General features: G+C 64.4%; 22 protein-coding genes and 1 pseudogene. 8 read left to right on the top strand and 15 right to left on the bottom strand.

What is annotated here, in order from left to right; all coding sequences use genetic code 11:
- Positions 1-5: 5 nt before the first annotated feature.
- Together IHE39_RS02805 and purF are read left to right on the top strand one after the other, a co-directional pair.
- Complete coding sequence (locus tag IHE39_RS02805; protein ID WP_184773828.1) at positions 6-608, top strand: CvpA family protein; 603 nt, start codon at positions 6-8, stop codon at positions 606-608.
- 81 nt (positions 609-689) lie between these two features.
- The gene (gene purF, locus IHE39_RS02800; protein WP_184773830.1) at positions 690-2,159 is read left to right on the top strand and encodes an amidophosphoribosyltransferase; all 1,470 of its coding nucleotides are present in this window, start codon (positions 690-692) and stop codon (positions 2,157-2,159) included.
- Positions 2,160-2,181: 22 nt separating this feature from the next.
- On the opposite strand, the gene IHE39_RS02795 is transcribed toward purF, so the two are convergent.
- On the bottom strand, positions 2,182-2,598 hold the full coding sequence (locus IHE39_RS02795; RefSeq protein WP_192565432.1) for a DoxX family protein: 417 nt from the start codon (positions 2,596-2,598) through the stop codon (positions 2,182-2,184).
- Between the two features lie 185 nt (positions 2,599-2,783).
- Between IHE39_RS02795 and IHE39_RS02790 the strand changes: the two genes are divergently transcribed.
- The 3 genes from IHE39_RS02790 (at position 2,784) to IHE39_RS02780 (ending at position 6,169) form a co-directional block, all read left to right on the top strand.
- Positions 2,784-3,530: an SDR family NAD(P)-dependent oxidoreductase gene (locus IHE39_RS02790; RefSeq protein WP_192566029.1), complete on the top strand. Its 747-nt coding sequence runs from the start codon at positions 2,784-2,786 to the stop codon at positions 3,528-3,530.
- Between the two features lie 163 nt (positions 3,531-3,693).
- Positions 3,694-5,460: an SLC13 family permease gene (locus IHE39_RS02785; protein ID WP_192565431.1), complete on the top strand. Its 1,767-nt coding sequence runs from the start codon at positions 3,694-3,696 to the stop codon at positions 5,458-5,460.
- An 85-nt stretch (positions 5,461-5,545) separates the two neighbouring features.
- Positions 5,546-6,169, top strand: a complete 624-nt coding sequence (locus IHE39_RS02780; protein ID WP_184773837.1) for a hypothetical protein — start codon at positions 5,546-5,548, stop codon at positions 6,167-6,169.
- 10 nt (positions 6,170-6,179) lie between these two features.
- Here IHE39_RS02780 and IHE39_RS02775 read toward each other — a convergent pair whose 3' ends face one another.
- Entirely contained in the window at positions 6,180-6,686 is a 507-nt protein-coding gene (locus IHE39_RS02775; RefSeq protein ID WP_192565430.1) for an OsmC family protein, read from the bottom strand.
- 110 nt (positions 6,687-6,796) lie between these two features.
- Here IHE39_RS02775 and IHE39_RS02770 point away from each other — a divergent pair, with 110 nt between their 5' ends.
- Together IHE39_RS02770 and IHE39_RS02765 are read left to right on the top strand one after the other, a co-directional pair.
- Complete coding sequence (locus tag IHE39_RS02770) at positions 6,797-7,732, top strand: DMT family transporter (RefSeq protein ID WP_192565429.1); 936 nt, start codon at positions 6,797-6,799, stop codon at positions 7,730-7,732.
- Positions 7,733-7,933: 201 nt separating this feature from the next.
- Positions 7,934-10,153, top strand: coding sequence for an AMP-binding protein (locus IHE39_RS02765; RefSeq protein ID WP_192565428.1), 2,220 nt, complete (start codon positions 7,934-7,936; stop codon positions 10,151-10,153).
- 89 nt (positions 10,154-10,242) lie between these two features.
- Here the strand turns inward: IHE39_RS02765 and IHE39_RS02760 are convergent, their stop codons facing one another.
- The 5 genes from IHE39_RS02760 to IHE39_RS02740 all read right to left on the bottom strand — a co-directional run bounded on the left by IHE39_RS02760 (position 10,243) and on the right by IHE39_RS02740 (position 15,683).
- Entirely contained in the window at positions 10,243-11,079 is an 837-nt protein-coding gene (locus tag IHE39_RS02760) for a CDP-alcohol phosphatidyltransferase family protein (RefSeq protein WP_184773844.1), read from the bottom strand.
- Positions 11,079-11,777, bottom strand: a complete 699-nt coding sequence (locus tag IHE39_RS02755; RefSeq protein WP_184773846.1) for a phosphatidylserine decarboxylase — start codon at positions 11,775-11,777, stop codon at positions 11,079-11,081. Before IHE39_RS02755 ends, IHE39_RS02760 begins: the two co-directional genes overlap by 1 nt.
- Positions 11,778-11,938: 161 nt before the next feature.
- Positions 11,939-13,837 carry an ABCB family ABC transporter ATP-binding protein/permease gene (locus IHE39_RS02750; protein ID WP_184773848.1) on the bottom strand — a complete coding sequence of 633 codons (1,899 nt, stop codon included), beginning with the start codon at positions 13,835-13,837 and terminating at the stop codon, positions 11,939-11,941.
- Between the two features lie 14 nt (positions 13,838-13,851).
- The gene (locus IHE39_RS02745; RefSeq protein ID WP_184773850.1) at positions 13,852-14,187 is read right to left on the bottom strand and encodes an ArsR/SmtB family transcription factor; all 336 of its coding nucleotides are present in this window, start codon (positions 14,185-14,187) and stop codon (positions 13,852-13,854) included.
- Positions 14,188-14,255: 68 nt separating this feature from the next.
- Positions 14,256-15,683, bottom strand: a complete 1,428-nt coding sequence (locus IHE39_RS02740) for a LysM peptidoglycan-binding domain-containing protein (protein WP_184773852.1) — start codon at positions 15,681-15,683, stop codon at positions 14,256-14,258.
- Between the two features lie 110 nt (positions 15,684-15,793).
- Here IHE39_RS02740 and IHE39_RS02735 point away from each other — a divergent pair, with 110 nt between their 5' ends.
- Complete coding sequence (locus IHE39_RS02735) at positions 15,794-16,405, top strand: LOG family protein (protein WP_184773854.1); 612 nt, start codon at positions 15,794-15,796, stop codon at positions 16,403-16,405.
- A gap of 128 nt (positions 16,406-16,533) precedes the next feature.
- Here the strand turns inward: IHE39_RS02735 and rarD are convergent, their stop codons facing one another.
- The 8 genes and pseudogenes from rarD to IHE39_RS02695 all read right to left on the bottom strand — a co-directional run.
- The gene (gene rarD, locus IHE39_RS02730) at positions 16,534-17,442 is read right to left on the bottom strand and encodes an EamA family transporter RarD (RefSeq protein WP_184773856.1); all 909 of its coding nucleotides are present in this window, start codon (positions 17,440-17,442) and stop codon (positions 16,534-16,536) included.
- A 127-nt stretch (positions 17,443-17,569) separates the two neighbouring features.
- Positions 17,570-19,192 carry a citramalate synthase gene (gene cimA, locus IHE39_RS02725; RefSeq protein ID WP_192565427.1) on the bottom strand — a complete coding sequence of 541 codons (1,623 nt, stop codon included), beginning with the start codon at positions 19,190-19,192 and terminating at the stop codon, positions 17,570-17,572.
- Complete coding sequence (pip, locus tag IHE39_RS02720) at positions 19,189-20,145, bottom strand: prolyl aminopeptidase (RefSeq protein WP_192565426.1); 957 nt, start codon at positions 20,143-20,145, stop codon at positions 19,189-19,191. Before pip ends, cimA begins: the two co-directional genes overlap by 4 nt.
- Positions 20,142-20,618 carry a GFA family protein gene (locus IHE39_RS02715; RefSeq protein ID WP_192565425.1) on the bottom strand — a complete coding sequence of 159 codons (477 nt, stop codon included), beginning with the start codon at positions 20,616-20,618 and terminating at the stop codon, positions 20,142-20,144. Before IHE39_RS02715 ends, pip begins: the two co-directional genes overlap by 4 nt.
- A complete protein-coding gene (locus tag IHE39_RS02710; RefSeq protein WP_246485368.1) occupies positions 20,615-21,088 on the bottom strand; it encodes a GFA family protein in 474 nt (157 codons plus the stop codon). The genes IHE39_RS02715 and IHE39_RS02710 overlap by 4 nt, the downstream gene beginning before the upstream one ends.
- Positions 21,085-21,576, bottom strand: coding sequence for a GFA family protein (locus IHE39_RS02705; protein ID WP_192565423.1), 492 nt, complete (start codon positions 21,574-21,576; stop codon positions 21,085-21,087). The genes IHE39_RS02710 and IHE39_RS02705 overlap by 4 nt, the downstream gene beginning before the upstream one ends.
- Positions 21,577-21,588: 12 nt before the next feature.
- Positions 21,589-21,969 carry a VOC family protein gene (locus IHE39_RS02700; protein ID WP_184773868.1) on the bottom strand — a complete coding sequence of 127 codons (381 nt, stop codon included), beginning with the start codon at positions 21,967-21,969 and terminating at the stop codon, positions 21,589-21,591.
- Positions 21,966-22,115: pseudogene (locus IHE39_RS02695) on the bottom strand (DUF559 domain-containing protein); the annotation flags it as partial. The pseudogene IHE39_RS02695 and the gene IHE39_RS02700, both read right to left, overlap by 4 nt.
- Positions 22,116-22,122: the final 7 nt, after the last annotated feature.

The following is a 22,122-nucleotide window of genomic DNA, read 5'->3' as shown; positions in this document are numbered from 1 at the left end:
ACACGATGCCGATTACGCTGCTTGACGGAATTCTTGTCGGCTTCACCCTGGTCTCGGCGATGCTCGCCATGGTGCGCGGCTTTTCGCGCGAGGTGCTTTCGGTCGCCTCCTGGGCCGCCGCTGCCGCTGCCGCATTCTTCTTCTACAAGCCGGTGGTGCCTTACGTTCAGCCCTACATCGACAACGAAAAGATCGCCATGGCAGCTGCTGCCGGCATCGTTTTCATCATCGCGCTGATCATCGTCACCATCGTTACCATGAAGATCGCCGACTTCATCATCGACAGCCGCATCGGCGCGCTCGATCGCACGCTCGGCTTCCTCTATGGCGCTGCCCGCGGCATCCTGGTCGTTGCCGTCGGCCTTTTGTTCTTCAACTGGCTGGTCGGCCCCAACGCGCCTGCCTGGGTGTCCGAAGCCAAGTCGCGCCCACTGCTCGAGAGCATCGGCACGTCGATCGAGAACCTGCTGCCCGAGGATCCCGAGAACTCGATCCTCAAGAAGCTCAATCCGCAGGGCGGCGAGCCAGAGGCCGGCACGGCCACGCCGCCGGCCGAAGCTCCTGCCGAAGGTGACACGCCCGCCGAACCGGCGCCGACCAACAACTGATTTCGCCTGAGGCGGGATGGCGCGTTGCCCTTCCCGCCTCATCGCACTATATAGCGTTTTTGCGACAAGAGGCCGCCCCCGATGGCAGACGCAGCTGACGTGCTTTCCGCGGAAGCCGATGATCATTTCCACGACGAATGCGGTGTGTTCGGCATTTTTGGCCGACAGGACGCCGCGGCAATCGTCACGCTGGGGCTGCATGCGCTCCAACATCGCGGCCAGGAGGCCGCCGGCATCGTCAGCTACGACGGCAGCCAGTTCCACGTCGAGCGCCATGTCGGCCTGATCGGCGACACCTTCACCAAGCAGCGCGTCATCGACAGCCTCAAGGGCAACCGCGCCATCGGCCATACCCGTTATGCCACGACAGGCGGTGCAGGCGTGCGCAACATCCAGCCTTTCTTCGCCGAGCTCGCCGATGGCGGCTTCGCGGTTGCGCATAACGGCAACCTGACCAATGCCATGACGGTACAGCGCGCCCTGCAGAAGCAGGGCTCGATCTTCTCGTCGACCTCCGACACAGAGACCATCCTGCACCTGGTCGCCACCTCGAAGGAACGCGACCTCAACGCCCGCTTCATCGATGCGGTGCGCCAGGTCGAAGGCGCGTTCTCGCTGGTCGCGCTGTCATCGAAGAAGATGATCGGCTGCCGCGATCCATTGGGCATTCGCCCGTTGGTGCTCGGCGACCTCGACGGCGCCTGGATTCTCGCCTCGGAAACCTGCGCGCTCGACATCATCGGTGCGCGTTTCGTGCGCGACCTCAAGCCCGGCGAGATGGTCATCGTCACTTCCAAGGGTATCGAGAGCATCTTCCCGTTCGAGCCGCAGAAGTCGCGTTTCTGCATCTTCGAGTATGTCTATTTTGCCCGTCCCGATTCCTCGGTCGAAGGCCGCAACGTCTATGACGTGCGCAAGAGCATCGGTGCAGAACTTGCCATTGAAAGCCCTGTCGACGCCGACATCGTCGTGCCGGTGCCGGATTCCGGCACTCCAGCCGCTATCGGCTTCTCGCAGCAGGCAGGCATTCCTTTCGAGCTCGGCATCATCCGCAACCACTATGTCGGCCGGACCTTCATTTCGCCGGGCGATTCCATTCGCCACATGGGCGTCAAGCTCAAGCACAATGCCAACCGCCGCATGATCGAGGGCAAGCGCATCGTGCTGGTCGACGATTCCATCGTGCGCGGCACCACCAGCCAGAAGATCGTGCAGATGGTGCGCGACGCGGGCGCCAAGGAAGTGCACATGCGCATCGCCTCGCCGCCCACCCGCGCGTCCTGCTTCTACGGCGTCGACACGCCGGAAAAGTCGAAGCTCCTGGCCTCGCGCATGACGGTCGAGGAGATGGCCGAATTCATCCGCGTCGACTCGCTCGGTTTCCTGTCGATGGACGGCCTCTACCGCGCCGTTGGCGAGACGAGCCGCAACGCCGAGCAGCCGCAATATTGCGACGCCTGCTTCTCCGGCCAGTATCCGACCCGCCTGCTCGACCTCGAAGGCACCGACAACGTGCGTTCGCTGTCGCTGCTGGCCAACGGCGGCGGTTGATCCCCTCGCAGCAGCGCCCGCATCAGCGGGCGGCTGCCGTCTCCTTCCACAGTATGCCCAGGCGCACGGCCAGCTTTTCGCCGGGCCCGTGGACGGCTGCAAACAGCAACCCGGCCAGGAAAGTGAAGTGGTCGACGAAAAAACCGAACTCGGCCTGGTTGCCCTGCCAGAGCGACGGGCCGTGGAAGGCGAAAGCCAGGAAGATCACATAGGCCCCGGCGAGCAGCGCGGCTTCCGAAAAGAACGCGCCGGTCAGGAAGGCCAGCACGAGGCCCGTCTCGAAGATGGCTGCGAACCATGCCAGCAGCAACGGGAACGGAAAGCCGGCGGCCTCGATATAGGCGGCGGTGTCAGCCATGCCGGCAAACTTGAACACGGCTGCCATGGCGAAGGCACCTGCAAAGATCAGCCGGGCGATGAGGATTGCAACGGTTCTCATGGGTTGCCCCTTGTGACTATGACGCTCTCAATCCAGGACGCCCGAGAGCCGGCAAGTCCGACAGCCAGGCACGAAAAAACCCAGATGCGGCACCGAGTCGACGTTCAATCTCCCTTGCGGGGTTTTGTTCCTGATAAAATCGTCCTATCAGGCTGCGGACCGACAAGATCGAACTGGATGCCATGATGACAACCACTCCCGACCTCTCCGGCCGCATCGCGCTTGTCACCGGCGCATCGCGCGGCATCGGCTACAACACGGCCAAGCAGCTTGCCGCGGCGGGCGCGCATGTGATTGCCGTGGCGCGTACGGTCGGCGGGCTGGAAGAACTCGATGACGAGATCAAGGCGGCGGGTGGCCAGGCGACACTGGTGCCGCTCGACCTCACCGACATGGCCGGCATCGACCGCTTGGGCAGCTCGATCAACGATCGCTGGGGCAAGCTCGACATACTGGTCGCCAATGCCGCCGTGCTCGGCGTCATCGCGCCTATCGGCCATGTCGAGGCCAAGGTTTTCGACAAGGTCATGGCCGTCAACGTCACCGGCACCTGGCGCCTGATCCGCTCGGTCGATCCGCTGTTGCGCAAGTCGGATGCCGGCCGCGCCGTCATCGTCAGCTCGGGTTCCGCCCACTCGGCGCGCGCCTTCTGGGCGCCCTATGCCGCCTCCAAGGCAGCCGTCGAAGCACTTGCCCGTTCATGGGCCGACGAGACCAAGAACACCGCCCTGCGCGTCAACATCTTCGACCCGGGTACCAGCCGCACCGCGATGCGCGCCCTTGCCGTGCCCGGCGAGGATCCGGCGACCGTCGCCCATCCGTCCGAGACGGCAAGCCACATCCTGCAGATGGTCGACCCCGCCCTCACTCGCACTGGCCAGATCTACCAGATCCGCGAACAGCGCTGGGTTTCCCACCAGAAGCCTGCCTGAGCGCAGCGCCCGGACGAAGTAGCCGGCGGCACCGCCGCCGACGAAGCAACGATATCGCGGTTGTCGCGTTGACCACCGCCTGAGCGCATCGCACCGGTGCGGGGACTGGAAGTAGTTGAAGCGTCCATCCGGGCGCGCGCCGCAATGTGGGGACATCGGCCGCATGACCACCGACCAGATGATGTCTTTCGCCGTCATTGCGTTGATGATGGCGGCGTTCGTCTGGGGCCGGTTCCGTTATGATCTGGTCGCCTGTGGGGCATTGATCGCAGCCGTTGCGATCGGCATCGTGCCGCAGGCTGAAGCCTTCAGCGGCTTCAGCGACGACATCGTCATCATCGTCGGCTCAGCGCTGCTGGTCAGCGCCGGCGTCGCGCGCTCCGGCATCATGGAATATGCCATCCAGCGCTTCGCCCCCGAAGTCTCGAGCGTCAGGGCGCAACTGGCGCTGCTGGTCATCATCGTCACTATCCTCTCGGCTTTCGTGAAGAACATCGGCGCGTTGGCGATCATGATCCCGATCGCCTTCCAGTTCGCCCGCCGCTCCAACACCTCGCCCTCGGTGTTTTTGATGCCGATGGCCTTCGGTTCGCTGCTCGGCGGGTTGATGACGCTGGTCGGCACCTCGCCCAACATCGTGGTGTCGCGCGTGCGCCAGGAGATGACCGGCGAAGCCTTTTCGATGTTCGATTTCACCCCGGTGGGTGCCGCGCTTGCGGTCTCCGGCCTTGTCTTTCTGGTGCTGTTCTACTGGCTTTTGCCAATCCGCACCCGCGCCTCGGCCTCGATCCACGAGGCTCTCGACGTCAACAACTATGTCACCGAAGCCCGGCTCGTCGGCGATTCCACCGTCGTCGGCAAAACCTTGGCCGACCTGCTGAAGCTCGGCGGCAGCCGCGCCGTGGTCACTTCGATCCTGCGTTCGCGCGCGCTCCATGTCACGCCGTTCCCTGACGTTATCCTGCGCGAAGGCGACATCCTGTTGATCGAAGGCGTGCCCGAGGCGCTGGACAGCATCGTCACCCAGGCAAAGCTCAGCGTCACCGGCAGCCGCGACTCCGCCGGCGGCAAGCATGCCGCGGCCGCCGTCGAGGCGGTCATCGGCGAGAATTCGAGCCTGATCGGCGGTTCGGCGCAGCGCCTGGCGCTGTACGACCGCTTCAACGTCAATCTGCTGGCTGTCAGCCGCAAGGGCGAACGTATCCAGGAGCGGCTCGGTGCGGTTACGCTGCGCATGGGCGATGTGGTGGTGCTCCAGGGCAATCGGCAGACGCTACCCGACATCCTGCGCGAGCTCGGCTGTTTGCCGCTGGCCGAAAGGTCGATCCTGCTCGGCAGCGTCCGACGCGGCATCGTCCCGCTCGCCATCCTCGTCGCCGCCATGGGCGCCACCGCCCTAGGCTTGTTGCCGGTGCCGCTGGCCTTCTTCACGGCTGCGGTCGCCATGGTCCTGTTCCGCGTCATCCCGTTGCGTGAGGTCTATGGCGCGATCGACGGCCCGATCCTGGTGATGCTGGCCGCCCTCATCCCGGTCAGCGACTCGCTGCGCCGGACCGGCGCCACCGACATCATTTCCGCCTGGCTCGCCGAGTTCGCCTCGACGCTGCCGCCTGCCGGTGCGCTGACGCTGATCATGGTCGTGGCGATGGCCGTCACCCCGTTCCTCAACAATGCCGCAACCGTGCTCGTCGTCGCCCCCATTGCTGCGGGATTTGCCACGACGCTCGGCTATCGCCCGGAAGCCTTCCTGATGGCGGTGGCGATCGGCGCCGGCTGCGATTTCCTCACCCCCATAGGCCACCAGTGCAACACGCTGGTGATGGGCCCCGGCGGCTACCGCTTCTCCGACTATCCCCGCCTTGGCCTGCCGCTATCGCTGCTGGTCATCCTCGTCGCGGTGCCGATGCTGATGCTGGTCTGGCCGATGTAGGCGACACGCAAGCGTGATTGGCCGGTGATTTCGGCCAGTCCTAGCTTTGCGGCCCTCAACCAAGAAAATGAGGGAGGAACATTCGATGAAACGCATTCTTCTGATGTCTGCGGTGCTGTTTGCCGGCCTGTCGGCGGCCAGCGCCCAGGACGGCACGATGAGCTTCTTCGTCACCAGCACCGGCCTCGGCAAGGGTGCCAATCTCGGCGGCCTCGCGGGTGCCGACGCCCATTGCCAGAGCCTGGCCGAAGCCGCCGGCTCGACCGGCAAGACTTGGCACGCCTATCTCTCGACCAGCGACACCGATGCCAAGGATCGCATCGGCAAGGGCCCATGGGCCAACGCCAAGGGCCAGAAGATCGCCGACGATGTCGCCTCGCTGCACAGCGATGCCAACAACATCAACAAGGAAACCGCCCTCGACGAGAAGGGCAACGCCATCAATGGCCGCGGCGACCAGCCCAACAAGCACGACATCCTGACCGGATCGATGCCCGACGGAACCAAGGCCGCCGACCAGTCCTGCAACAACTGGACCAGCGACGGCGAAGGTACGGCGATGATGGGTCACCATGACCGCATGGGCCTCGACGATTCGGCGGCGGCCAAGTCGTGGAACTCCTCGCATGCCTCGCGCGGCGGCTGCGGTCAGGAGGCCCTGAAGGGAACCGGCGGCGACGGCCTGTTCTACTGCTTCGCCGCCAATTAGGTCCTGAGCCCTAACGTTCAGCCGAAACCGACAGTTCCGGCCGGACGTTAAGCGTCTGGAACACCACGCAATAGCGTTCGGTCAGCTTGATCAGTGCATCGATGCGCTCCTTCGGCTCGTCGGTGTCGAGCTTGAAGACAAGCCGGATGGCACGGAAGCCGACCGGCGCGTCCTTGGCAACACCCAGCGTGCCGCGGAAATCGAGATCGCCTTCAGCCGAAACCACGGCTTCGCCGAGGCGGAACTCCAGCGCCGTCGCCACCGCCTTCAAAGTCACGCCGGCGCAGGCCACCAGCGCCTCGAGCAGCATGTCGCCCGAACAAAGCTCCATACCACTGCCGCCTGTCGCCGGATGCAGTCCTGCGATAACGATCGCGCGGCCCGTATCGACCTTGCAGGAAATCGACTGATCGTCGACCGCGCCGCGTGCCCGTAGCGTGATCAGCGCGCGCCCGGCATCCTCGCGATAGGCATCCTTCATCGGCGTCTGCAGCGCCTTCAACTGTGCGGCATCCATTATTCTCCTCCCTGATCGAAGCAGTTCCGCGCCATCCCAGCACGCCTGTCTCCTGACAGCAGGCTGTCAGTGGCACAGGGATAGGCTACGCTACTGCCTGGGAGGCCAAGATGTCGACAGCAACCGAAACCGCTCAGCACCGCCTTGGCATGCTGCTCGTCGCAGCCTCGGCCGCCGTTTTCGGCCTTGCCGGCATCCTGACAAAGTCTGTTGACGCCGACCCGCTGACCATCACCTCCTGGCGCGGGCTGATCGGCGGCGTGCTGATCTCGGCCTATGTCTTGTGGCGACGGCGAAACGGCGCCGGCGAAAGCCTGCATCTCGGCTGGCAGGGCTGGCTCCTCGCCATCCTGGGCACGATCTCCAGCATCGCCTTCATAGCCGCCTTCAAGAACACCTATGTCGCCAATGTCGTGGTCATCTACGCCACTGTGCCGTTCGTCGTCGCGCTGTTCGCCTGGCTGATCGTCGGCGAGGTGTTCCGGCGCCAGACGGCGCTGGCCGCAGCCGTCTGCCTCGCCGGCGTCGCGGTCATGGTCTGGTCCGGGCTCGGTGGAGGCCATGCCTTCGGCGACACCCTGGCACTGCTGATGACCTTGCTGTTTGCGCTCTATGCGGCACTTGTTCGCCGGTTCCGCGACGCTTCGGTCGTATGGGCCGGGGCCGTGTCGGCCTTTCTCGGCGTCATTCCCGCTTGGTTGGTGGTCGATCCGCTCGCCGTGTTGCCAGACAGCATTCCGCCGCTCGTCACCTTCGGCTTCACCTTTGCCCTTGCCGTCATACTGTGGACCGAGGGCGCGCGCCGCATTCCCGCCGCCGAAGCCGGCCTGCTCGGCACTGCCGAAGTGCCGTGCGGCATCTTCTTTGCCTGGCTGTTTCTGGCTGAACTGCCGCCGGTTGCGAGCCTTATCGGTGGGGCTATCGTGCTTGCGGCGGTGTTCTGGCACGCCTGGCGCGACTGGGCCAACGCCCGCGGCACGGCCACTGCCACCCGCCTGATCGAAAAAGAATCGCAAAAGCCTGATTGGCTCGGAACCAAATGCTAGTGACCGCGTTCTTGTGCTCAGGACGGGTTGCCCCATCCCCCATCCCCTCCACCCGTCCCTTAGCTTCAAGCCGGTCGCAAGACCGGCTTTTTCCTATGCTGATGCCAAGGGATGAGGGAATGACGATGCGCATTGACCTTGCGCCGTCATCGTCTAGTTTCGGTGCGCGCGGTGGGCTTCGCGTGCATTGGGAGGTGCGGCATGGTCCTGGCCAGTGCAATTGTGCTCGGCTTAATCGCGGCATGGATGTTTGCCGCCGGCGTTTTGGCGCACGGACGCGGTATCCGCTTCCGCCAGGCGCTGCTCTATCTGCCGCTCAAGCTGATCTACCGGATCCAGGACAGCGCTCTCAGCCAGGTGCGCGACGCCGATGCCCCTGTCATCTATGTCGTTTCGCACCAGTCGCGCCTCGAACCGGCGTTGATGCTGTCGCTGCTGCCCGAGCAGACGCTGCACATCCTCGACGACGACTCTGCCAAGGCCTTCTGGCTCGAGCCATGGCGTGAACTGGGCCGTACCATCGCATTCAATGCCGAGCATGTCTTTGTCAGCCGCCGCCTGGTGCGGGTGCTGCGCGGCAAGGGCCGCCTCGCCGTCTACCTGCCCGACACCGTCGAGCCCGACGTGAAAGCCTTCCGGCTGTTCCGCGCCGTCGCCCGCATCGCCATGCAGGCCGATGCCCGCATCGTGCCGATCTTCGTCGGCGGAGCTCGCCACCTGCCGTTTTCGCTGACACCGGCCGATCGCGCCCCGCGCCACTGGTTCCAGCGCCTCAGGATCGCCGCCCTTGCCCCCATGACCGTGGCCGAATTGCTGCAGCGCGCCGGCTATAGCCAGACCACCACGGCCAACGCCCTGTTCGACCGCTTTGCCGAAGCGCGCCTTGCCGGCACCGATCTCAACCGGGGCGTATTCGGCTCGATGGTCGACGCTGCCAGCCGCTACGGCCCTTCGCGGCTGATCGTCGAGGACGTCGTCAGTGGCGTCTTGAACTACCGCAAGCTCCTGACCGGGGCGCGCGTGCTCGGCAAGCGTTTCGAAGCCATGTCCAGCCCGGGCGAGGCCGTCGGCATCCTGCTGCCCAATGCCAACGGCGTGGTTCTGGCCATGCTCGGCCTGATCTCAGCCGGCCGTGTCGCTGCGATGATCAACTACACCGCGGGTGCTGCCAACGTCGGCTCGGCCGTGACGACAGCCGCGATCAAGACCATCGTCTCCTCGCGCGCCTTCATCCAGAAAGCCGATCTCGGCGACGTCACCGCCGCCGCCGAGCAGGCCGGCGCAAGGATCGTCTGGCTGGAAGAGCTGCGCGATAGCGTCACGACCTCGGAAAAGCTCATTGCAGCCCTGCAATGGCGGCGCCCGCTGTACCAGCAGGACGCGTCGAAGCCCGCCGTCATCCTGTTCACCTCGGGCTCGGAAGGCACGCCGAAGGCCGTGGTGCTGTCGCACCGCAACCTCGTTGCCAACGCTATGCAGGCCGAGGCCCGCATCAGCATCTCGCCTGAAGACAAGCTGTTCAACGTACTGCCGGTATTCCATTCCTTCGGCCTCACCGGCGGCACCATCCTGCCGCTTTTGACCGGCATCAGGCTGTTCCTCTACCCCTCGCCGCTGCACTACAAGATCATCCCCGATGTGGCGCGCAAGATCCGCCCGACGATCATGTTCGGCACCGACACCTTCCTCGCCGCCTACGCCCGCACCGCCGAGGACGGCGATTTCTCCAGCCTGCGTTTCGTCGTCGCCGGTGCCGAGCCGGTCCGGGCGGAGACGCGAAAGGTCTGGCGCACCCGCTTCAACGCCGAGATCATCGAGGGCTTCGGCCTGACCGAGGCCGCCCCCGTCGTTGCCGTCAACTCGGCGACGCATGGCCGCGACGGCACTGTCGGGCGCCTCTTGCCCGGCATGCGCATGCGGCTTGCAGAGGTCGAGGGCGTTGCCGAAGGCGGCCAGCTCTGGCTCACCGGCCCCAATCTGATGATGGGCTACATGACATCAGACCGGCCGGGCGAGTTGCAGCCGCTCGAAGGCTGGCTCGATACCGGCGACATCGTTTCGGTCGACCGCGAGGGCTTCATCACCATTCGCGGACGCGCCAAGCGGTTCGCCAAGATCGCCGGCGAAATGGTTTCGCTGGGCGCGGTCGAGATGCTGGTGCAGGCGCTGTGGCCGGAACAGCGCCACGCCGCGGTCGCCGTTCCCGACAAGCGCCGGGGCGAGCGCATCGTGCTGGTCACGACAGCCGGAAATGCCGATCCAGAGGCGTTGCGCGTCTATGGCAAGCAGGCCGGCGCTACCGAGCTGATGGTGCCGCACGACATCATCAAGGTGCACGAGATCCCGGTGCTCGGCTCGGGCAAGACAGACTATGTCGCCGCCCGACGCCTGGCGCTCGACCAGCTCGGGCTGGCAGCCTGACGCGGGAACAGCGCGAGCGCTTTTGCGTCTGCATTGCGTGAAAGCGGGAAGATGGAAGGGTTCCGCTTTTCCAGGAAAGCGGAACCGGACTAGGCCTTGGGTTCGGCCTGTGTTTCAGCCGCTTCGGCCGCAGCCGCTGCGGCGGTAGCTTCGATCTTGGAGCGGCGCGCGTAGGCGCTGGCACTGAGCGGCAGGAACAGCAGATATGCGCCGACCGAGGCGGTCAGCGTCTGCCAGGGATAGACGGTCAGAAGCAGCACGTAGAACACTGCCAGCAGCATCACCGGCAGCAGGTGCTCGCGTTTGATCTTAAGCTTCTTGCCGGAATAGACGGGCAAGCGGCTGACCAGCAGGAAAGCGACGAGAATGGTGAAACCGGTGCCGATGTAGGCCACGGTGCGGGTGCCTTCGAGACCGAGGAAGCCGAGATACATCGGCAGCATCAAGGTGATGGCGCCGATCGGCGCCGGCACGCCGACGAAATATTCGGCCTGCCAGGCGGGACGATCGAGATCCTCGTCGAGCACGTTGAAGCGCGCCAGCCTCAGGCCCATGGCGATGGCAAACAACAGCGTCGCGATCCAGCCGAGCGAGCCTGCCTTGTCGAGCAGATAGGCGTAGAGCACCAATGCCGGCACGACGCCGAAATTGACGATGTCGGCGAGCGAATCCATCTGCGCGCCGAAGCGCGATGTCGCCTTGAGCATGCGGGCCAGGCGGCCGTCGATGCCGTCGAGGAACGCCGCCAAAAGCACCATCACCACGGCCGATTCGAAGCGACCTTCGAAGGCGAGCCGGATGCCCGACAGGCCGGCGCAGATCGCCAGCACGGTGATCAGGTTGGGCAGCACCATGCGCAGCGGGATTTCGCGAATGCGCGGGCCGCCGCTGCCATGCGGTTCGAAGGGCTTGAATGGCGCGACCATCAGGAGACCCGCACCAGCGGCGGATGGCTGGCGCCGCCAAATTCGGCGAGGATGGTTTCACCCGCAACGGCAGTCTGGCCGACTGAAACGCGGGCGACCGCATTGGTCGGCAGGAACACGTCGACACGCGAACCGAAGCGGATCAGGCCGAAACGCTCGCCAACGGCGATGTTGCCGCCGACATCGGCCCAGCACAGGATGCGACGGGCGACGAGACCGGCGATCTGCACGGCCGCCACCTGCCCGTTGGGGCTGTCGATGACAATGCCGTTACGCTCGTTTTCCTGGCTTGCCTTGTCGAGCTCGGCGTTGAGGAATTTTCCAGGACGGTGCTCGATGCGGACGATCTTGCCGCGCACCGGCGCACGATTCACATGCACGGAAAAGACGTTCATGAATACCGAGATACGGGTCATCTCGGCAGTGCCGAGATTGAGCTCGCGCGGCGGTACCGCCGGGCCTACGGCCGAAACCACACCATCGGCGGGGCTAACCACCAGCCTGTCGTCGACAGGCGTCACGCGTTCGGGGTCACGGTAGAAATAGGCGCACCAGGCGGTCAGGATCGCGCCGATCCAGAACAGCGAAGTAGAAAAGAAGCCCAGCAGGACGGCGACAGCCGCAAATCCGGCAATGAAGGGATATCCCTCGCGATGGACCGGAACGAAGGCGTTGCGGATCGTGTCGGCTATGCTCATGAAGTGGAGGCCGTTGCTGTTGAAGTCCCGGAGTGCTTACCGGAAACGACCGCCAGCCGCAACGCGGCATTGCCAGCGCCCACCGCTATCGCAGGCCGCAAGCGGCGTTATCGCCGCTCGCATAAGAATTGATCATGTAAGCCGGTGGCCTGGCAGGCCGCTTATTCCACGTCGTTGGTGACCTCCGGTGTGCGGCGACGCACGACGACACCAAGCTCGTCGCCCTCGCGCGCCTGGCGCAGGCGCTCCTCGGCCTCGGTCGCTTCGCGCTGGCGATCCCACATCGAGGCATAAAGCCCGCCATGTTCCAGCAGATCGGCATGGGTGCCGCGCTCGGCAATGCCGCCATCGGCGAGCACGATGATCTCGTCGGCGGAAATCACCGTCGACAGGCGATGGGCGATGACGATCGTGGTGCGGCCCTTGCTGACCAGGTCGAGCGCGCTCTGGATCTCCTGCTCGGTCTGGGTGTCGAGTGCCGAGGTCGCCTCGTCGAGCATCAGGATCGGCGGTGCCTTGAGGATGGTGCGGGCAATCGCCACGCGCTGCTTTTCGCCGCCCGACAGCTTCAAGCCGCGCTCGCCGACCATCGCCTTGTAGCCTTCCGGCAGGCGCTGGATGAAGCCTGATATCTGCGCCAGTTCGGCTGCCTTGCGCACATCCTCCTCGTCGGCGTTCACGCGGCCGTAGCGGATGTTGTAGGCGATGGTGTCGTTGAACAGCACGGTGTCCTGCGGCACCATGCCGATCGCCCCGCGCAGGCTTTGCTGGGAAACGTCGCGAATGTCCTGGCCGTCGATCAGGATCGCGCCCTGCTGGATGTCGTAGAAGCGGAACAGCAGCCTGGAGATCGTCGACTTGCCGGCACCTGACGGCCCGACGATCGCCACCGTCTTGCCGGCCGGCACCTCGAAGCTCACGCCCTTCAGGATCTGGCGGGCCGGATCATAGGCGAAATGCACATCGCGGAACTCGACCCGGCCGGTGCCGACGACAAGTGCTTTGGCATCCGGCTTGTCGATCACTTCCTGGCTCACATCGAGCAGGTCGAACATCTGTTCGATGTCGGTCAGGCCCTGGCGGATTTCGCGGTAGATGAAGCCGATGAAGTTGAGCGGCACCGAAAGCTGCATCAGCATGGCATTGATGAAGACGAAGTCGCCGACGGTCTGGGTGCCGGCCATGACTTCCATCGCCGACATGGCCATGACGATGGTCATGCCGATGCCGAAGATCACGCCCTGGCCGAAATTCAGCCAGCCGAGCGAGGTCCAGATACGGGTTGCCGCCGTCTCGTAGCGTGCCATCGAGCGGTCGAAGCGCTCGGCTTCCATGGCCTCGTTGTTGAAATACTTCACCGTCTCGAAGTTGAGCAGCGAGTCGATCGCCTTGGTGTTGGCGTCGGTGTCGGAATCGTTCATCTCGCGGCGGATGCCGATGCGCCAGTCGCTCGCCCACACCGTGAACCAGGTGTAGAGCCACACCGTCACCGCGACGACAGCCACATATTTCCAGCCATAGGCGAAGCCGAAGATGCCGGCGGTCAGCCCGAACTCCAGCACCGTCGGTGCCGTGTTCAGGATGGTGAAGCGGACGATCGTCTCGATGCCCTTGGTGCCGCGCTCGATGATGCGCGACAGCCCGCCGGTACGGCGTTCGAGATGGAAGCGCAGCGACAGCTGGTGCATGTGCACGAAGGTGCGGTGGGCCAGCTGGCGCACCGCATACTGGCCGACGCGGGCAAACAGAGCGTCGCGCAGCTGGTTGAAGCCGAGCTGCACGATGCGCACGACATTGTAGGCGATCACCAGCATCACCGGCGCCACCAGGAAGGCCGGCAGCGGCAACGGCGTACGCTGGTCGCCGGCGAGCGCATCGGTAGCCCATTTGAAGAAGTAGGGTCCGGCGACCAACGTCAGCTTGGCAACGAACAGGAAGACTGTCGCCCATATCACGCGCGCCCTGAGGTCGGGCCGGTCTTCCGGCCACATATAGGGCCAGAGGTTCCTGATCGTGCTGAAGGTCGAGCCGCGTTCGGCGGATACGGTTTTGCTGGCCACTGTGCTTGCCTTGATTAGATGTTCGCGCCTTCGACGGCGCAGCAGGTCTCGACGAGCGCCGCTACCGACGCGGAAACGGCGGCCAGTGCTGCCTGGTCGATCTCATAGCGCGACCGCTGCCGCTCCGGCGCGTAGCGCACCAGACCGGCTTCGACGAGGATTTTCAGATGTTGCGAGACTGTCGACTGGGCGAGGTCGAGATGCTCGACCACTTCCTTGCAGCAGCAAGACCTGCCGCCAGCCAGGCATCTCAGGATTTCAAGCCGTGCTGGATGCGACAGCGCGGCAAGCTTCTGGGTCACGTCCTTGACGGGCGCGCAGCAGGATGAGGTGTCGGAGATAGAGTTCATCGTTTATCGACGATAGACGATGAACTCTTTCCAGGCAACCCGGAATACCCGGAAATGCGTTCCAGCAACTACGGCTTGGGTGCGGGCATCGCCTGCTCGCCCATGGCCCCCATGTCGGCGGCCTCGCCTTCCTTGGACTTCTCCGGCACGCGGAACACCTGGCCCGGCCAGATGCGGTCGGGATCCTGAATCTGGTCCTGGTTGGCGAGATAGATGTTCGAGTAGCGCACGCCGTGGCCATAGACGCGGCGCGAGATGCGCCACAGCGAATCACCGCGACGGATAATGACGGCACCATCGACCGCCTCGAGCTTGGGTGCCGTCGTTTCAGGCGCCGCAGGTGAAGCGGCCACTTCGGCCGGCTTGTCTGCCGTTGCAGCCGGCGCGGCTGCCTGGGCCGATGCTTCCGCCGCCGGCGCGGTGGAGGAAGGTGCTGCCGGCACTTCGCCCGACATCGTTGTCTTGGCTTCCGCCGTCGGCGCGGTACCGGCAACGACAGGAGCCGCTGATGCAGCCGGCTGCGGCGCAACCGCTGCCACGGCTTCGCCCGGCTCGCGCTGGAACGGCACGGCGGCGCGCGCCACGACCTTGGCGCCATTGGGCTCAAGCGCGTCGACGCGGATGATGTAGTCGCCGACAGGCAATTCGCGCTCGGCCTCGATCAGGAAGCGGCCTTCAGGCGAAGTCAGGGTCTCGCCGATCAGGATCTCGTTGGCATAGGCACGCACCTTGCGCCCGGCATCGGCCGAACCGGCGATGAAAATCTTCCTGCCTTCGATCTCGACGGCTTCGACGGCGACCTTGACCTGCGCAGCCGGCGCGTCGGATTTCGCCGGCGCGGGCTCTGCGGTGGCAGGCGCCGCCGGCGTTACCGCCGGCGTGCTGGCCTGCTGCTCGGGAGCAGCGGGGGCCGAGGGCGCCTCGGCCGGCTTGGGCACGGTGATCAGTTGGGCCGGTTTGCCCGGTTCCTCGACCAGCGCCAGTACCTGACCGCCGGGATCCGACGGTACCGAAACCACGGCGGTTTCGGTCGACGTCGCCACGACATTGTCGGGAGCCGTCGCCCGCAGCACGATCTGGTAGTCGCCCGGCTTCAGCGGATCGTCGAGCACGACGGCGAAATCGCCGTCGGCGCCGGCAACCGCAGCACCTATGACCTTCGAGCCGGTCACGATCTCGACCTTGGAATTGCCGGCGGCCTTGCCGGCGATGACCACGGAGCCGTTGTTTTCGACGCGCACGACGTCAAACGACGGCGCAACGACGGCAGCCGTCGCCGCCGCAGGCGCGGCAGGAGCTGGCGCCGCTGTGGTTGTCGCCTCAGCTCCGGTCGGCTTGTCGCCCGTCGGAGCCGCCGTTGTCGGCGTCGGCAACGATGCTATCGCGGCGGGTGGCGCAAGATACGGATCCAGTGCACCGGACACATATGCAACAGTCGCAGCAGCGGCCGAGCCGCCCGCTGCGAGTAGGAAGATTTTCAACGGATTAATTGCCATATTTCCCTGCCCCTAGCCGCGAAACGGGTCTACCTTGTTTTGCCGGCAGCGACAAGAAAAAGCCCGGTGTGGGCTTGACCCTGCCCGCAGACGCAATACCCAATCAGGCCATGAACAAGATTCGATCCATCTGCGTCTATTGCGGCTCCTCGCCAGGCCGCGATGAGGTCTACATCAAGGCCGGTCATCTGCTTGGCCATTCGATCGCCAAGGCTGGCGTCAGGCTTGTCTATGGCGGCGGCACCAAGGGCATCATGGGCGCGGTCGCCGATGGCGCGCTGCGCGCCGGCGGCAAGGTTACCGGCATCATCCCGCGCTTTCTGATGAACAAGGAAGCGACCGAAAGTGCCCTGACCCGGCTCGATGAACTCGTCATCACCGACAACATGCACGAGCGCAAGCACATGATGTTCGAGAAATCGGACGCATTCGTGGCATTGCCCGGCGGCATCGGCACGGTCGAGGAGATCGTCGAGATCATGACCTGGGCTCAGCTCGGCCATCATCGCAAGCCGATCGTGTTCGCCAACGTCAAGGCCTTCTGGGATCCGATGCTATCGCTGCTCGATCACATGAAGACCGAGGGCTTCGTCCACACCGCCCATCTCGTCCAGCCGCTGGTGGTCGACGAGCCGGAAGCAGTAGTCTCGGCGATCATGGTCGCCGCCGGCTCCGACTCGACGCCGACCGAAGGCGTGCAGTCGCTTATCGACAAGATGTAGGTTTTCGCGTCGAACCGGAAGCACGCTCGGCCGTTTCAGGCCAGGCCGAGCCTAAGAGGCCTACATTCGGCAACGCGAGCACCAGAAGTGCAGATAGCCGACCTTTGCGGGCCGGCCTCACCTGAAACTCAGCCGTTCCTGGCACGCTCCGAAAACATCGACCAGGTATAGATCGCCAGTGCTGCCCAGATCAGGGCGAAGGCGACCGCGCGTTCGCTTGAGAACGGCTCCTTGAAGATGAAGATCGCAATGACGAAGATCATCGTCGGGGCGATGTATTGCATGATGCCGATCGTCGACATGCGGAGCAGCTTGGCACCGTTGGCAAACAGGATCAGCGGCACGGCTGTCACCACGCCGCAGCCGAGCATTAGCCAGACGTCGCTCATCCCGGTGGTGCCAAAATGGCCGACGCCGGTCGCCTGCAGGTAGACGATGTAGGCGAGCGCGGGGATGCCGAGGATCAGCACCTCGAGGAAGAAGCCCTGTGCCGGGCCGATCGGCAGTGTCTTCTTGAACAGGGCGTAAAAGCCCCACGACAGCGCCAGCACGATCGAAACCCAGGGCAAGCCGCCCGTTTCCCAGGTCAAAAGCGCAACTGCAACGGCCGCCAGTGCGATCGCCACCATCTGGGCCCGCGTCAGCTTCTCGCCCAGCACGATGGCACCGAGGAACACGGAAAACAGCGGATTAATGTAGTAGCCAAGCGCGGTTTCGAGCGCCCGGTCGTTGCCGATGGCCCAGACATAGACACCCCAGTTGATGGTGATCAGCGTCGCCGTCAGTGTGCCCATGGCCAGCGTGCGCGGGGTGCGCAGGGCCGTCCCGATGTCAGAGGTTCGGCCAAGCCACCACAGCAGCAACGCAGCGATTGGAATCGACCAGGTGATGCGGTGTGCGATGACCTCAGGTGCGGGAATGTGCGCCACGGCCTTCATGTAGAAGGGCAAGAAACCCCACATCAGATAGGCTGACAGGGCAAACAGGAAGCCGCGGGTGGCTTCGTCCTTGGTAATTACAGGCGTGTTGATGCTCATGGCGCGAACCTATGCGCCCGCCCGACAACGCAAGCCATTTCAAAATACTGATGGTCCAGCCGCTTTTCATTGATGGATCAATCGACAGGGCCAGCCGTTGCTGCTGGCTCATGCCGGCTGGCGGCGCTTACTCCGCGGCGACCAGTCCCGCCATCTCGCGGTTCTTCATCAGCTTGTAGATGATCGAATCCATCAGCGCCTGGAACGAGGCATCGATGATGTTGGTCGACACGCCGACCGTCCACCAGCGCGCCCCAGTGCTGTCGTGCGATTCTATCAGCACGCGGGTTATCGCCTCGGTGCCGCCATTGAGGATACGCACCTTGTAGTCGACCAGTTCGAGGTCGCCGATCTCGTCCTGGAACTTGCCGAGATCCTTGCGCAACGCGATGTCGAGTGCGTTTATCGGCCCGTCGCCCTCGGCCACCGACATCTTCTCCTCGCCGTCGACCATGACCTTCACTACCGCTTCCGAAACGGTCTTGAGATTGCCATTGGCGTCGAAACGGCGTTCGACAAGGCAGCGGAACGAGGTCACGCGGAAGAACTCCGGCACGCTGTGCAGCATGCTCCGCGCCAGAAGTTCGAAGCTGGCGTCCGCGCCTTCATAGGCATAGCCCTCGGCCTCGCGCTCCTTGACAACCGCGATCAGTGAATCGAGCCGACGGTCGTCCTTGGGCACGTCGATGCCGCGCCGCCTGAGCTCGGCGATGAAGTTGGCCTTGCCGCCCTGGTCCGACACCATCACCTTGCGGCGGTTGCCCACCGTTTCCGGCGGAACATGCTCGTAGGTCTTGGGTTCCTTGACAATAGCCGACGCATGGATGCCTGCCTTGGTGGCAAAGGCGGATGCGCCGACATAAGGCGACTGCGCTTCGGGCGCGCGATTGAGCAATTCGTCGAACGCCCGCGACAGCCGTGAAATGCCCGCCAAAGCCTCGCCCGAGACGCCTGTTTCGAAACGTTGGGCGAAATGCGGCTTGAGCGCCAGGGTCGGGATGATTGTCACCAGATTGGCGTTGCCGCAGCGCTCGCCGATGCCGTTGATCGTGCCCTGCACCTGGCGCACGCCGGCTTCGATGGCGGCCAGCGAATTGGCCACCGCCTGGCCGGTGTCGTCATGGGCATGGATGCCGAGATGCGCACCCGGAATGCCCGAAGCGATCACCTTGGCGACGATCTCGCGCACTTCCGACGGCTGGGTGCCGCCATTGGTGTCGCACAGAACCACCCAGCGCGCGCCGGCGTCATAGGCTGTCGTGGCGCAGGCGAGCGCATAATCGGGATTGGCCTTGAAGCCGTCGAAGAAATGCTCGCAATCGACCATCGGCTCCTTGCCGGCGGCACCTGCCGCCTCGACCGAGGCGCGGATCGACTCCAAATTCTCCTCGTTGGTGACGCCAAGCGCGACGCGGACATGGTAGTCCCAACTCTTGGCGACGTAGCAGATGCCGTCCGACTTGGCCTGGAGCAGCGTAGCAAGGCCGGGGTCGTTGGACGCCGACACCCCTGCCCGCTTGGTCATGCCGAAGGCGACGAACTTCGCCCGCTTCGTCCGCTTTTCCTGAAAGAAGGCAGTGTCGGTCGGGTTGGCGCCGGGGTAACCGCCCTCGACATAATCGAGCCCGAACTCGTCGAGCATGGCAGCGATCGCGATCTTGTCCTCGACGGAAAAGTCGATGCCCGGCGTCTGCTGGCCGTCGCGCAGCGTCGTGTCGAAGAGATAGATGCGTTCGCGTGCCATAGTCATTTCCCTGCGAACCTGTCGGTCGCCCTGACCAGCTGGTTCAATATGCCCGGTTCCGAGTATGCGTGGCCGGCACCCTCGATCAGGTGGAACTCCGCCTGCGGCCAGGCCTTGTGCAGTGCCCAGGCATATTTGGCCGGGCACGGCATGTCATAACGCCCATGAACGATGACACCGGGAATGTCATGCAGCTTGTGGGCGTCGCGGATCAGCTGGCCCTCGTCCATCCAGCCGGCATGGACGAAATAGTGGTTTTCGATACGGGCGAAAGCCACGGCGAAGTCGTCCTCGCCGAACTTGCCTGACGTGTCGGGGTCGGGCAGAAGCGTGATCGTCTCGCCTTCCCACAGGCTCCATGCCAGCGCCGCCTCGACCTTCGCCTTGCGGTCGTCGCCGACGAGGCGTTTGCGGTAAGCGCCCATCATGTCGCCGCGTTCGGCCTCGGGGATCGGAGCGACAAAACGCTCCCATTTGTCGGGGAACATCTCGGAGACGCCGAACTGATAATACCATTCGAGCTCGGCACGGGTCAGTGTGTAGATGCCGCGCACCACGAGTTCGCTAACCCGCTCAGGGTGCCTCTCGGCATAAGCAAGCGCCAGGGTCGAGCCCCACGAGCCGCCGAACACCAGCCACTTGTCGTGGCCTGCCATCTCGCGCAGCCGCTCGATGTCGGCCACAAGATGCCAGGTGGTATTGGCGTCGAGCGAGGCATTCGGCACCGATCTGCCGCAGCCGCGCTGGTCGAACAGCATGATGTCGTACAGCTTGGGATCGAACAGGCGCCGATGCTTGGGCGAGGTCGCGCCGCCCGGGCCGCCATGCAGGAACACCGCCGGCTTGCCACCCTTGGTGCCTGAACGCTCCCAATAGACCTGATGGCCGTCGCCGACATCGAGCATGCCGCTGTCGAAGGGCTCGATCTCGGGATAGAGTCCGCGCAGTTCGTCGCTCATAGTTTCAGTCCATGCTCGGGCCAGTTGGCCGTCTCTTCATCTGGATGCTGGAAGGAGATGATCTGCTCCTGCCGCTTGTAATAGTCGGCGTTGTCGTGGACCGGCTGGTCGAAGATCGTCTCGACCCATGGCAGCCGGGAGCCATGGTTGATCTGGATCGTCGGCGCGAGATCGGAGCGGTCGTCGAAGGCGCCGATGGTGATTTCGAGCCCGTCCGGCTGGCGAAAGGTCATCGGCGTGCCACAGCGCTGGCAAAAGCCACGTTCGATGTTCACCGACGAACGGAAGTAGCTCGGTTCCTCGTGAGTCCATTCGACACCGTCGGCCGGAACGCCGACAAAGGCGCCGAAAAGTGAACCGAAGTGCTTCTGGCACATGCGGCAATGGCAGATCGAGCTGCGCCCAAGCGCGCCGTGGATGCGGAAGCGAACGGCGCCGCATTGGCAGCCGCCTGTCCTCACAGTCTCGGTCATGACCTTTTCTCCGCTGGCCATTGTTCAGTGTCGTGGTCCGGATGCTGGTGGTTCGAAGGGGCGACCGCGGCATACCAGGCCGTTTCGTCCGCCGACAATTCCACCGTGTCGAGCTCGCCGAACCATGGCATCTTCTCAGCCGACCCGCACTGGAATGTCGGCTTCACCGCATCCGGATCGTCGAGCGCACCGAGCACGACGTTGATCGTGTCGCGCGCAACGACGTCGAACAAAAGCGGCGTGCCGCAGTCGCGGCAGAAGCCGCGCCGCACGATGTCGGACGACTGGAACCAGCCGACCTCGCCGCGCGTCACGGCAAAACTGGCCTTGGGCGTGCGCGCCAGCGGCTGGAAGTAATTGCCGGAGGCCTTCTGGCACATGCGGCAATGGCAGATATGCGCATTCTCCAGCGCCTGGTCGATGCGATAGCGCACCGCCCCGCATTGACACCCGCCGGTCATCACAGTCATTTGCGCTCCTTCGGTGGCCATTGATCGGTGTCGTGGTCGGGATGCTGGAAAGAGACGATGTCGTTGACGAAATCCGCCGCTTCGGGGTCCTCCTCAGTCGAATAGCCCTTGAGCTCGTGGACATGGTCGACATAGGGCAGCTTGCCCTCGAGCCCCCACTGCACGGTCGGCGCGATCTCCTCCGGCTCGTCGAAGGCAGCGATCGCCAGCGCCACCCCGTCGGGCGCCTCGAAGGTCAGCGGCGTGCCGCAGTCGCCGCAGAAACCGCGCACGCCGAAGTTCGACGAGCGGAACTTCTTCGGCTCGCCGCGCGTCCAGGTCAGTTTCGCCTGCCGCACCGAGACCAGCGGGGCATAGAAATTGCCGAATGCCTTCTGGCACATGCGGCAATGGCACACCGACGCATCGCCGAGCGCGCCCTCGACATGGAAGCGCACCGCACCGCACTGGCAGCCGCCGGAGTAGACAGGCCTGTTATCGAGGCTCATCGCAGCGTTTCCTCATGCCGGCACATGGCACACCGCCTCGATGTTGTTGCCATCGGGATCGAAGACGAAGGCGGCGTAATAGTCGGGATGATAATGCGGCCGCGGTCCCGGCCCGCCATTGTCCTTGCCGCCGGCTGCTATCGCTGCCTGATAAAACGCATCGACCTCGGCGCGGCTGCGAGCGGTGAACGCATAGTGACGTCCCGGCCCGGCCGGCGCTTCGTGCAGCCAGAACACCGGCCGCTCGCGGCCATAGCCACCAACCTTGACGCCGCCAGTGTGTTCGCCCGGCACCATCATCAGCAGCGACGCGCCGAGCGGCGCGAAAGCCTTGTCGTAAAACGACTGCGCCTTGTCGAAGTCGGCGACTGAAATTCCAGTGTGGTCGATCATTGCACGAACTCCTCCTTCATGCGGACGGCCGTTCCGGCCGAGATCACGATGTGCTGGCAGACCTCATCCATATCGCGAACAACGTCGTCATTCCAGAACCGGAGGATGGTCCAGCCGTCCTGCTCAAGACGAAGCGTGTACGCTGCCCGACGG

The sequence above is a fragment of the Aminobacter carboxidus genome, from assembly GCF_014863355.1.
In the GTDB taxonomy this organism is placed as follows: domain Bacteria; phylum Pseudomonadota; class Alphaproteobacteria; order Rhizobiales; family Rhizobiaceae; genus Aminobacter; species Aminobacter carboxidus.
This window is presented reverse-complemented; position numbering and strand designations above follow the sequence as displayed.